Source organism: Stenotrophomonas rhizophila, from assembly GCF_003651185.1.
Taxonomy (GTDB): domain Bacteria; phylum Pseudomonadota; class Gammaproteobacteria; order Xanthomonadales; family Xanthomonadaceae; genus Stenotrophomonas; species Stenotrophomonas maltophilia_Z.
On record NZ_RCDC01000004.1, the window covers coordinates 1,596,941 to 1,608,749 of the forward strand.

The 11,809-nt window shown below is 67.2% G+C and carries 8 protein-coding genes; 4 read left to right on the forward strand and 4 right to left on the reverse strand.

What is annotated here, in order from left to right:
* Positions 1–19: 19 nt before the first annotated feature.
* The 4 genes from BCL79_RS07110 to BCL79_RS07125 all read right to left on the reverse strand — a co-directional run bounded on the left by BCL79_RS07110 (position 20) and on the right by BCL79_RS07125 (position 5,011).
* Positions 20–1,618 carry a hypothetical protein gene (locus tag BCL79_RS07110; RefSeq protein ID WP_121039206.1) on the reverse strand — a complete coding sequence of 533 codons (1,599 nt, stop codon included), beginning with the start codon at positions 1,616–1,618 and terminating at the stop codon, positions 20–22.
* Between the two features lie 208 nt (positions 1,619–1,826).
* Positions 1,827–3,548 (reverse strand): thiamine pyrophosphate-dependent enzyme, encoded by a 1,722-nt coding sequence (locus BCL79_RS07115; RefSeq protein WP_121039209.1) that lies wholly within the window; start codon positions 3,546–3,548, stop codon positions 1,827–1,829.
* Between the two features lie 84 nt (positions 3,549–3,632).
* On the reverse strand, positions 3,633–4,493 hold the full coding sequence (locus tag BCL79_RS07120) for an XAC2610-related protein (RefSeq protein ID WP_121039212.1): 861 nt from the start codon (positions 4,491–4,493) through the stop codon (positions 3,633–3,635).
* Positions 4,494–4,528: 35 nt separating this feature from the next.
* Positions 4,529–5,011: a DUF3574 domain-containing protein gene (locus tag BCL79_RS07125; RefSeq protein WP_183073694.1), complete on the reverse strand. Its 483-nt coding sequence runs from the start codon at positions 5,009–5,011 to the stop codon at positions 4,529–4,531.
* A gap of 241 nt (positions 5,012–5,252) precedes the next feature.
* Between BCL79_RS07125 and BCL79_RS07130 the strand changes: the two genes are divergently transcribed.
* The 4 genes from BCL79_RS07130 to otsA all read left to right on the forward strand — a co-directional run bounded on the left by BCL79_RS07130 (position 5,253) and on the right by otsA (position 11,799).
* Complete coding sequence (locus BCL79_RS07130) at positions 5,253–7,703, forward strand: TonB-dependent receptor plug domain-containing protein (protein WP_121039215.1); 2,451 nt, start codon at positions 5,253–5,255, stop codon at positions 7,701–7,703.
* Between the two features lie 108 nt (positions 7,704–7,811).
* The gene (gene otsB / locus BCL79_RS07135; RefSeq protein ID WP_088433909.1) at positions 7,812–8,570 is read left to right on the forward strand and encodes a trehalose-phosphatase; all 759 of its coding nucleotides are present in this window, start codon (positions 7,812–7,814) and stop codon (positions 8,568–8,570) included.
* A gap of 86 nt (positions 8,571–8,656) precedes the next feature.
* A complete protein-coding gene (locus tag BCL79_RS07140) occupies positions 8,657–10,438 on the forward strand; it encodes a glycoside hydrolase family 15 protein (protein ID WP_121039218.1) in 1,782 nt (593 codons plus the stop codon).
* Complete coding sequence (otsA, locus tag BCL79_RS07145; protein WP_121039222.1) at positions 10,435–11,799, forward strand: alpha,alpha-trehalose-phosphate synthase (UDP-forming); 1,365 nt, start codon at positions 10,435–10,437, stop codon at positions 11,797–11,799. Before BCL79_RS07140 ends, otsA begins: the two co-directional genes overlap by 4 nt.
* The last annotated feature ends 10 nt before the right edge of the window (positions 11,800–11,809 follow it).

Sequence of the window (11,809 nt, forward strand, 5' to 3'; positions counted from 1 at the left end):
CCGTAGCACGACCGGAGCGCTACGCGCGTTCTGAGGGCTGCTTCTGCAGCGACAACAACGCCAGCAACCCGGCCAGCGCCACATAGGCGCCGGTGAACTGCCAGCTGATGATCTTCGGCAGTCCTTCCAGCTGCCACGGCAGATAGATGCCACCGCGCGGGTCCACCGAGTGGATCAGGCCAAACAGCGTCAGCGCCGCCGCCACCAGCAGGAACCCGGAGGCGCGCAGCAGCCTCCCGTCGATCATTGCCACCACCGCCGCGATCCACAGCATCGAGGTGATGATGAAGCCATTGCCCAGGGTGAAGATCACCGCCAGCTCCGGCAGGCCATGCCCATCCAGGGTGGTGGTCATCGCCGCCAGCTGTTCCGGTGCGATCCAGCCCGGGGCCTTGATCGCCAGCAGGTACGCCACCGAGGGCAGGAAGCCCAGCACCATCGCGCCGGCATGCTCGCGCGGCGTGGCCTGGAAGGCCTGGGTGGTGATGTCGATCGCCACGTACACAATGATCGGGGCCAGCACAGCCAGCGGCAGCCACTGCACCAGCCCGGAGATCACGCCCAGCATGCCGCCGATGCCGACGAACAGGCCGGTCAGCAGCGTGTAACCGCTGCGCGCGCCCATGTGCTTGTAGGCCGGCTGGCCGATGTACGGCGTGGTCTGCGCCACACCGCCGCAGAAGCCGGCCACCAGCGTGGCGATGGCTTCCACCAGCAGGATGTCGCGGGTGCGGTAATCGTCACCGGCGGCGCGCGCGCTCTCGGAGACATTGATGCCGCCCACCACCATCAGCAGGCCGAACGGCAGCAGCAGCGGCAGGTAGGTGATCGCGGTCGGCAGGCCGTCGATGAAGCCGAGCGTCGGCCACGGCAGCACCACCTGCGGCGGCACCCACTCAGGCACCTTGAAGCCCGGTGCACCCAGCCCGGCAAGCCCGAGGCCGTAATACAGGATCGTGCCGAACACGAACGCGACCAGCACGCCGGGCGCGCGGATCGGCAACTTGCGCTTGGCGATCAGCACGTACAGCAGCAGGCCCAGCGTGACGAAGCCGACGATCGGCGAGCGCAGCGTTTCCAGCAGCGGCAGGAAGCCCATCAGCACGATCGCGATACCGGCGATGGAGCCGAGCAGCGAGGCACGTGGCAGCGCGCGGGTGACCGCTTCGCCGAAGAACGAAAGGATTACCTTGAGCACGCCCATGATCACCAGCGAGGCCATGCCCAGCTGCCAGGTCGCGATGGCGGCATCGTGCGGCGCCAGGCCCTGCCCTTTGAAAGCCAGGAAGGCCGGGCCGAGCACCAGCAGCGCCATGCCGATGCTGGTCGGCGCATCCAGGCCGAGCGGCATCGCGGTGACATCGTCACGGCCGGTACGCGCAGCCAGGCGCCGGGCCATCCAGGTGTAGAGCACGTTGCCGACCAGCACGCCGAAGGCGGTGCCCGGGAACATGCGGCCGAACACCACATCGGCCGGGAACTGGAAGATGCCGACCAGTGCCATCGCGATGAAGCCGAGGATCGACAGATTGTCGACCACCAGGCCGAAGAAACCATTGAGATCGCCGGCAACGAACCAGCGGGGGCGTCCGGTGGGGACGGGAGCAGTGGCGGACATGCGCAGGGCGGCCGTGGGGAGGGGGGGGTAGCCGATGGTAGGGCCTCCCCGCCCCCAGTAACAGGCGCATGGATGGAACGCCGGGAAACGCCCGCCGACGGGGGACGCGGCACCGCGCGGTAGTGCCGGCCGCTGGCCGGCTCCCGCCATTGCCTGGAGCATCCTGAGGATGCCGGCCAGCGGCCGGCATTACCGGACCGCGTGGGGATCAGGGCTTGTTGAGGAAGTTGTTGGCCAGCAGGTCCCTCACATCCCCGACCCGCCCGCTCAGCAGCGCCTTGGCCGCGTACAGGGCAGTTCCGGCCACCTGCTTGGCCTCCACCTGCGGCGGCATCACCAGTTCGGTCGGGCTGGTGTGCACGTCCAGCAGCGCCGGGCCGGGATGGGCCAGGATGTCCTGCACGGCCTGCTCCAGGTCTTCCGAGCGGGTGACCGTGCGCCCGTAGAAGCCGATCACCTCGGCCAAGCGGCCGAAATCGGGGTTCTTCAGGTCGGTGTAGTTGTCCAGCAGGCCTTCGACCTTCTGCTCCAGCTCCACGAAGTTCAACGAGCTGTTGTTGTAGACCACCACCTTGATCGGCAGGTTTTCCTGCACCGCGGTGAGCAGATCGCCGAGCAGCATCGCCAGGCCACCGTCACCGGACAGCGAGATCACCTGCCGGCCCGGGTAGGCCTTCTGCAGGCCCAGCGCCTGCGGCATCGCGTTGGCCATCGTGCCGTGCAGCAGGCTGGTCAGCGTGCGGCGGCGGCCATTGACGCGGATATGGCGCAGGATCCAGACCATCGGCGAGCCACCGTCGGCGGTGAACAACGCATCGTCCGCAGCGTGGCGGTCGATCAGCGCGGTCAGGTGCTGCGGGTGGATCAGCTCACCCTCGCCCGGCTGCTCTTCCTTGGCGCGCGTGGCGAGCGCCTTCTCGCGGTGCTCCAGGCATTCGTCCAGGAAGCTGCGGTCCTCGCGCTCGGGCAGCAACGGCAGCAGCGCCTCCAGGGTCGGGCCGATATCGCCCACCACGCCGAGGTTCACCGGGTGCCGGCGGCCAAGATGGCTGCCATCGCGATCCACCTGGATGAGGGTCGCCTTGTCCGGGTAGTACTGGCCCCAGGCGAAGTCCGCGCCGAGCAGCAGCAACGTGTCGCAGGCCATCAGCGTGTGGTACCCGGACTCGATGCCGAAGATGCCGGTCATGCCCATGTTGTACGGGTTGTCGTACTCCACGAAATCCTTCGCGCGCGAGGTATGCGCGATCGGCGCCTTGAGCCTGGCCCCGAGGGCGACCAGCGCATCGTGTGCATGCTCGCAACCGGCACCGGCATAGATGCCGATCCGCTTGCCCTCGCCGATCAGCGCGGCGATGCGCTGCAGTTCATCGTCCGAGGGGCGCAGTACCGGCTGGGTGTAGTGCACCGAGAACGGCACATCGTGCTTGACCTCGGCTTCGCTGATGTCGGCGGGCAGGATCACCACCGCCACCCCGCGGCGGCTGATGGCGGCCTGGCAGGCAAGGGTCACCACGCGGCGCGCCTGCTCGGCGCTCTGTACCTGTTCGCAGAACACGCTGCAGCTGCTGTACACCGCCTTGAAATCGACTTCCTGCGGAAACTCCATGCCCAGCTCGGCGGTGACCACCTGGCTGGCGATCAACACCATCGGCGCGCGGTTGCGGTTGGTCTCGAACACGCCGTTGATGAAGTGCAGGCCACCGGGGCCGCACGAGCCGGCGCAGGCGGTGAGCTGCCCGCTGATCAACGACTCGGCACCGGCGGCAAACGCAGCCACTTCCTCATGCCGCATGTGCACCCACTCGATCTCGCTGTGGTGGATGGCATCGGTGACGTAATTGAGGGTATCGCCGACGATGCCGTAACAGTGACGGACACCGGCGGCCTGCAGGGTTTCAACCACGATCTCGGCAACGCGCTTGCTCATGACATGCTTCCACGACGAGGGGGAAGCGTCAGCCTAGTCCCGGGCAAGTGACACTCATGTGGGTTTACCCGTGGCAGCGCGCGATCACGGCTGCGTGTTCACCCAGCCCAGCACCGCGCCGCGTGTGGGATTGTCATAACGCACCTGCACCCACCCATCGCGCTCATCCAGCAGTTCCACGCGGTCATCGCGCACCAGATACCGCTTGGTCGTGGCATCACCGGGCTGGCTGTACAAGGGCAGCCGCGCCACCCTCACATGGCCGGAAACGCGCAGCAGCGGCGAACCGGCGCGCGGTGCCTCCAGGCCATCGCCGATGGCCGTCTCCAGCACGTTGCCGTCAGAATCGAAGGTGGTCCAGACCGCCAGCGGACCGCTGTCGGCGGTCTGCTTCACGAACACGTAAGGCTCGAGTACATCGTCGAGCATCAGCAGGCGCTCGGCGCGGTACAGGTACAGGCGACCGCCGTCGTAGCGGTACTGATCCACGTACCACATCGGCCCGCTGCGGCAGCTGCTGCTCAGGGTGCGGTTGTCTTCCTCCACGGTCAGACCCATCAAGTCACCGCATTGCGCGCGGTCGTTCGGGATGGGCGCCAGCGCCACCAGTTCCTGTCGCGCTGGAACGTAGCGGTAGACCGCGACCGCTTCGTTGACCATGCCGACCGCGGCGCGCGCGACCAGCTCCGGGCGGCCATCGAAATCGACGTCCTCGGCGGACAGCCGTGCGTTGCCGTCCGCGTCGGTCACCCCCGGCAGCACCTGACGCTTGCCCGACGGTGTCAGTACGACGGCAATGCGGCCGTCGTCCTGCAGCGTCGCCTGCACCTGCACGCCGGCAGCCACCTCGAGCTGAAGCCGGGCCGGGTCGGCATCCTGCGCGTGCGCGCACGTCACCGCCAGGCCCATCACCAGCGCGGCCAGCATCGCATCCCTGTGTTTCATCATCGCTCCGTGCAGCGCCACGGCGGCGCCCTGGATCAGAACGATACTTCAACCGCCTGCTGCGCCCACAGCACCGACTGGTGCCCGGTGGCCTGCTTCCACGCCAGGCGGATCGCTTCGATGTCGGCGCGGCGCTGCGGGGTGTTCTCGTGCAGGACCACCAGCACCTTGGTGCGCAGGCGGTTCGGCTCGGGCGCACCGCGGAACAGCCACTGGCCGTAGGCGTCGAACACGGTCAGGCCGTCCGGGAAGCGCGGCGTGACTTGCTTGTCGAGGAAGGCGCGCCACTGCGCGTCACTGATGCCCTCGGTCTGCGGGCGGTCGGCCACGCCGGTTTCTTCGCCCACGCCGAAATAGAGCTCGCTGCGGACCCAGCCGGCGGCGGCATCCGGGCGCGCGGCGTCGCCCTGCAGGGTGGCCGTGGCAGTGGCGGGCGGGGTCGGCTTGGCGGCCGGGGCGGCGCTGGCACAGCCGCTGGTGGCCAGGACCAGGGCAAACAGAATGGCGCGGAACGACATGGACAACTCTCCGGAAACACAGGGACAGGCAGGGGAAGGAGCGTGCCGGACATCCGGGTCCGGCGCAGATCGCCAACGGCTATCTGCTGATAACCACCCCGATGGGACTTGCATCACACAGGGACATCACGCGAAGATAATATATCGCTTCATCCGGATGGATTGGTAGTGCCGGCCATGGGTCGCACCACCCGTCCCCCCTCCCCCCGTTCCTCCCCCTCGTCGTTCTGCTGGAGTCCGCATGTCCCGTCCGTCCGCGTCGCGCCTTGGCCTTGCCATCGCGCTCGTCCTCTCCTCCCCCCTGCTGGCCCAGGACGTACTTGCGCAGGACGCGCCGACCACCGCCAAAACGCTGGACACCGTGATCGTCACCGGCACCCGCGCCGTGGACCGGACCGTGCTGGAATCCACCTCGCCGGTGGACGTGCTCACCGCCGAGGACATCCGCAAGGCCGGTGTGGTCAATGGCGAACTGGGCAGCGCGCTGCAGGCGCTGCTGCCCTCGTTCAACTTCCCGCGCCAGTCCAACTCCGGCGGTGCCGACCACATCCGTGCCGCCCAACTGCGCGGGCTCTCGCCCGATCAGGTGCTGGTGCTGGTCAACGGCAAGCGCCGCCACAGCAGCGCGCTGGTCAACACCGACAGCAAGATCGGCAAGGGCACCACCCCGGTCGACTTCAACGCGATCCCGGTCAGCGCGATCAAGCGCATCGAGGTGCTGCGCGATGGCGCCGGCGCGTTGTATGGCTCCGATGCGGTGGCCGGCGTGATCAACGTGATCCTCGATGACGCCCCGGAAGGTGGCGCGTTCGAAGCCAGCTTCGGCGCCAACCACACCGACCTCAAGCCGATCGACCGCACCCTCACCGATGGCCAGACCAGCTACGCCAGCGCCAAGGTCGGCACTGCGCTGGGCGACAACGGCGGCTTCCTGCGTGTCGGCCTGGAACTGAAGAACCACGAGGGCACCAACCGCGCCGGCTTCGACCAGATCCCGCCGTGGGACCAGACCCCGACCAACCTGGCCCTGCAAGGCAAGCGCAACTACGAGCTTGGCGATGGCAAGACCAAGGATCTGAACGCCTGGTACAACGCGCAGCTGCCGTTCGGTGAGACCTCCACGTTCTACAGCTTCGCCACCTTCAACCAGCGCGACAGCGAAGGCGCGAACTACTTCCGCTACCCGGACAGCGACGCCAACTGGGCGCAGATCTACCCGAACGGCTACCGCCCGATTTCCGAAGGCGAGAACCGCGACGTGCAGGCCGTGGCCGGCGCGAAGGGCCAGTGGGGCGAGTGGAACTACGATGCCAGCCTGGATTACGGCGTCAACACGTTCACCTACCGCCTGCGCAACTCGCTGAACGCCTCGCTGGGCCCGACCAGCCCGACCCGGTTCAAGACCGGTGATTACCGCAACGAGCTGACGGTGGCGAACGTCGACCTCGGCCGCGTGTTCTCGCAGGGCGACAGCATCACCCACAGCCTGGGCCTGGGTCTGGAAGCGCGCCGCGACCATTACCAGACCCGCCCGGGCGACCCGAGCAGCTATGCTGCCGGCCCGTTCACGGATCGCCCGACCGGCTCGCAGGCCGGCGGCGGCCTGACTCCGCAGGATGCCACCTCGCTGTCGCGCGATGTGGCCAGCGCCTACGCCAGCCTGTCCAGCCAGTTCGGCGAGCATTTCTCCAGCGATCTGGCGGCGCGCTACGAGCACAGCGACGACTTCGGCGGTGAGCTCACCGGCAAGCTCGGCCTGCGCTATGAATTCACCCCGGCCTTCGCGCTGCGCGGTGCGATCTCCAACAACTTCCGTGCCCCGTCGCTGGCGCAGATCGGCTACGAATCCACCTCCACCGGTTACAACGCCGCCGGCCAACTGGTGCAGGGCCGCGTGCTGTCGGTCAACAATCCGATCGCGCGCGGCCTCGGCGCCAGCGATCTGAAGCCGGAGAAGTCGCTCAACACCAGCCTGGGCTTCACCAGCCGCATCGGTGAACATTTCGATGTCTCGCTGGACTTCTTCCAGATCGATATCGATGACCGCATCGCACTGTCGGAAAGCATCACCGGTGATGCGCTGACCGACTACGTGCAGCAGCAGTTCGGCGTGGCCGGCCTGCAGAGCGCCAGCTTCTTCGTCAATGCCGCCGACACCCGCACCCGCGGCGCGGAACTGGTGAGCAACTGGCGGCAGTCGCTGGGGGATGGCGAACTGGTACTGACCGGCACCTACGCCTATACCAAGACCACGTTGAAGAACGTGCTCGCCACGCCACCGGGCCTGCTCGCGCTGGATCCGGACTACGTGCTGTTCGGCGTGGAAGAGACCAATACGCTGACCGATGCCACCCCGCGCACCCGCGCCGCGCTGGCCGCCAGCTGGGCCAATGACCAGTGGTCGCTCACCAGCCGCCTGAGCCGCTACGGCAGCGTGACCCGTGTGTTCAACTTCGGTGATGGCTACATCCCGCGCCAGACCTACGGCGCCGAGTGGCAGCTGGATGCCGAAGTGGAGTACAAGATCACCCCGCAGTGGAGCGTGGCGCTGGGTGGGCAGAACCTGACCGACAACTATTCGGATCTGTCCAACGACGACATCTACTACTTCGGCAACCTGCCGTACGACGTGCTATCACCGATCGGCAGCAATGGTGCGTACTACTACGGGCGCGTGCGGTATACGTTCTGACGGGGGGTGCAGCCGACCCATGGTCGGCTCTACCGGCGGTGAACGGGGAAGACGCGTGGCGTGATGCCATGACCTGACGATCACACCCACGCTGGCATGTTGGTCACCATGGCCAACGACTTCCCCCAACGTCCGCCGCCGCCGCTGCTGGACGATGCCTGTGCGCTGTTCCTGGACGTGGATGGCACCCTTATCGAATTCGCGGACGACCCCGAGTCGGTCGCGCTGCTGCCCGATGTGCGTGAAGCGATCGGGCGCATCAGCGACCGGCTGGATGGCGCGGTCGCGCTGATCAGCGGGCGCCCCCTGGCACAGCTGGACAAACTCTTCGCCCCCTTGAGCCTGCCCGCAGCCGGCCTACACGGCCACGAGCTGCGCAACCATGAGCAGCGCGCGCAGAGCAGCGATCCTTCCGCCGATACCAGCGAGTGGCTGCATGCCCTGCACCAGCAGGCGATGCGTTTCGCGCATGGCTATCCCGGCGTACTGGTGGAGGACAAAGGCCGCAGCCTGGCCCTGCACTGGCGCGGGGCACCGCACGCCGCCAACGATGTGCGTGCCTTCGCTGAACGGCATATCCGGGGCCATGGCGGCTACCGGCTGCAGCCCGGTGACCATGTCATCGAGTTCCTCCCCGAAGGCAGCGACAAAGGCCGTGCGATGCGGCAGCTGATGCTGCAGCCGCCGTTCCGCGATCGCATGCCGGTGTTCGTCGGCGATGACCTCACCGATGAATTCGGCTTCGGCGCGGCCAACGACCTGCACGGCTGGAGCGTGCTGGTCGGTGCACGCGAGCCCAGCGATGCGGTGTTCGCGCTGCCGACGATACGCAGCGTGCACGCCTGGCTTCGCGAGAATGCCTACTGATGCCTTGACCCCAAGGCCCCCTGACGCCGCGCGCAGGTCTCCCCCACCGGTGTGCCGCCGCGGCATGACACGAGACTTCCTGCATCATGAGCGAACCCGATCTGAATCTGGGCGTGGTCGGCAATGGCAGCTTCGGCGCGCTGATCGACAAACACGCGCGCGTCGTCTGGAGCTGCCTGCCGACCTTCGACGGCGACCCGACCTTCTGCGCCCTGCTCGGCCCCAATCAACAGGACGGCGGTGACTTCGGCATCGAGCTGGAGGACATGGTCGACAGCGAGCAGAGCTACCTGACCAACACCGCCATCCTGCGCACGGTACTGCGCGACAAGCACGGCGGCGCGCTGGAAATCATCGATTTCGCGCCGCGCTGGCGCCAGAACGACCGCTTCTACCGGCCGGTCAGCCTGATCCGCCAAGTGCGGCCACTGTCCGGCAACCCACGCATCATCGTGCGCGCGCGGCCGCTGGCCGACTGGGGTGCCCGCGTCCCGGATGCGACGTGGGGCAGCAACCACATCCGCTGGGTACTGCCCGACCATGTGCTGCGCCTGACCACCGATGTGCCGCTGCGTTTCGTCCGCGATGGCCTGCCGTTCGTGCTCAACCACCCGGTGCACCTGGTGCTCGGCGTGGACGAATCGCTGAACCGTTCGCTCAGCGGCTACGTGCAGGAATCCTTCCAGCGCACGCGCGACTACTGGCGCGAATGGGTGCGCTATCTGTCGATCCCGCTGGAATGGCAGGACGCGGTGATCCGCAGCGCGATCACGCTGAAGCTGTGCCAGTACGAGGACAGCGGCGCGATCATCGCCGCGATGACCACCTCCATTCCGGAAGCGCCCGGCAGCATCCGCAACTGGGATTACCGCTACTGCTGGCTGCGCGATGCCGCCTTCGTGGTGCGTACGCTCAACCGCCTCGGTGCGACCCGCACGATGGAGCAGTTCCTGGGCTACATCTTCAACCTGGCCACTGCCGATGGCAGCCTGCAACCGCTGTATGGCATCAGCTTCGAGGCCAAGCTGGAGGAAACCGAAGTCGCGTCGCTGTCCGGCTACCGCGGGATGGGCCCGGTGCGGCGCGGCAACCTGGCCTGGGTGCAGCGCCAGCACGATGTGTACGGCAGCGTGGTGCTTGCCTCCACCCAGCTGTTCTTCGATCGCCGCCTGCAGGACCCGGGCGATGCGCACACCTTCGCGCGGCTGGAGCCGCTCGGCGAGCAGGCCTTCACCCTGCACGACGTACCCGATGCCGGGCTGTGGGAATTCCGCGGCCGCACCGAAGTGCACACCTACACCAGTGCGATGTGCTGGGCCGCGTGTGACCGCCTGTGCAAGATCGCCGTGCGATTGAAACTGGATGACCGCGCCACCTATTGGCGCGAGCGCGCCGACATCATCCATGCGCGCATCATGCGCGACTCGTGGAGCGAAGCACTCGGCCACTTCACCGATACCTTCGGCGGCCATCGCCTGGATGCGTCGTTGCTGCTGCTGGCCGATATCGGCTTCATCGAGGCCACCGATGCGCGCTTCGTCGCCACGGTCGAGGCGATCGGCCGCGATCTCAAGCACGGCAACGCGCTGTATCGCTACGTCGCGCCGGATGATTTCGGCGAGCCGGAAACCAGCTTCACCATCTGCACGTTCTGGTACATCGACGCGCTCGCCGCGATCGGTCGCCTGGACGAAGCACGCGAGATGTTTGAAACCCTGCTGGAGCGCCGCAACCATCTGGGCCTGCTCTCGGAGGATCTGGCGTTCGACAACGGCGAAGCGTGGGGCAACTTCCCGCAGACCTATTCGCACGTGGGCCTGATCACCGCCGCCATGCGCCTGTCGCGCAGCTGGCAGGAGGCGTCATGAGCCGCCTGGTCGTCGTGTCCAACCGGGTGGCCGTCCCCGGTGAATCCCGCGCCGGCGGCCTGGCGGTCGGCCTGCTCGCCGCGCTGAAGGAGCGTGGCGGCCTGTGGTTCGGCTGGAGCGGCAAATCCGTGCGCGACAACAGCGGCACCCTGCATGAGCAGGTGGACGGAGACATCCGCTACGTCACCATGGACCTCAACAAGCGCGACGTGGATGGCTACTACAACGGCTTCGCCAACCGGACGCTGTGGCCACTGCTGCACTTCCGGCTGGACCTGGTCGACTACGACCGCGCCACGCGCGAGACCTATCGCCGCGTCAACGCGCTGTTCGCCGAGAAGCTCGCGCCGCTGCTGCGCGAAGACGATATCGTCTGGATCCACGATTATCACCTGATCCCGCTGGCCTCGCTGCTGCGCGAGCGTGGCATCGGCTGCCGGATCGGGTTCTTCCTGCACGTGCCGATGCCCTCGGCCGATCTGCTGCAGGCGATGCCGGACCATCTGCGGCTGTTCTCCAGCCTGTATGCCTACGACCTGGTCGGCTTCCAGACCCAGCGCGATGCGGACCGATTCCAGTCCTATGTGCGTCTGTTCGGTGGTGGCCGCGTGCTGCCCGATGGCGAACTGGAGGCACCCGGCGGCCGGCGTTTCCGCGCTGCCGCCTTCCCGATCGGTATCGATACCGACTTCATTTCCCGCCAGGCCAAGGCGGGGGCGAACAAACCGGCGGTCAAGGACCTGCGCGGGAGCCTGCGCAATCGTCAGCTCGCGATCGGCGTGGATCGGCTGGACTACTCCAAGGGCCTGCCCGAGCGCTTCCAGGGGTTCGAACGGTATCTGGAACGTCATCCGGACCAGCACGGCTCGTTGACCTATCTGCAGATCGCCCCGGTCTCGCGCGGGGATGTCACCGAGTACCGCCAGCTGCGCAGCCAGCTGGAACAGATCGCCGGGCACATCAACGGCGGGCATGCCGCGCCGGACTGGACCCCGCTGCGCTACGTCAACCAGAACTTCACCCATGCCACGCTCACCGGCTTCTACCGGGCAGCGGCGGTGGGCCTGGTGACGCCGCTGCGCGACGGCATGAACCTGGTCGCCAAGGAGTACGTGGCCTCGCAGGACCCGGAGAACCCGGGCGTGCTGGTGCTGTCATTGCTGGCCGGTGCCGCCGATGAGTTGAAGCAGGCGCTGCTGGTCAATCCGCATGACCTGGATGGCGTGGCGGACGCCATCGCCACCGCGGCGACGATGCCGCTGAAGAAGCGCGTGGAGCGCTGGCAGGCGATGATGGATCACCTGCGCACCTACGACATCAATCATTGGCGGCAGACGTATCTGCAGGCGCTGGAAGGGTGATGCCGGCCAG

Excerpts from the sequence above, each read along its gene's own strand:
- BCL79_RS07120 (WP_121039212.1), bottom strand. The coding sequence starts at position 4,493 with ATGAAACACAGGGATGCGATGCTGGCCGCGCTGGTGATGGGCCTGGCG.
- BCL79_RS07110 (WP_121039206.1), bottom strand. The coding sequence starts at position 1,618 with ATGTCCGCCACTGCTCCCGTCCCCACCGGACGCCCCCGCTGGTTCGTT.
- otsA (WP_121039222.1), top strand. The coding sequence starts at position 10,435 with ATGAGCCGCCTGGTCGTCGTGTCCAACCGGGTGGCCGTCCCCGGTGAA.
- otsB (WP_088433909.1), top strand. The coding sequence starts at position 7,812 with ATGGCCAACGACTTCCCCCAACGTCCGCCGCCGCCGCTGCTGGACGAT.
- BCL79_RS07115 (WP_121039209.1), bottom strand. The coding sequence starts at position 3,548 with ATGAGCAAGCGCGTTGCCGAGATCGTGGTTGAAACCCTGCAGGCCGCC.
- BCL79_RS07140 (WP_121039218.1), top strand. The coding sequence starts at position 8,657 with ATGAGCGAACCCGATCTGAATCTGGGCGTGGTCGGCAATGGCAGCTTC.
- BCL79_RS07125 (WP_183073694.1), bottom strand. The coding sequence starts at position 5,011 with ATGTCGTTCCGCGCCATTCTGTTTGCCCTGGTCCTGGCCACCAGCGGC.
- BCL79_RS07130 (WP_121039215.1), top strand. The coding sequence starts at position 5,253 with ATGTCCCGTCCGTCCGCGTCGCGCCTTGGCCTTGCCATCGCGCTCGTC.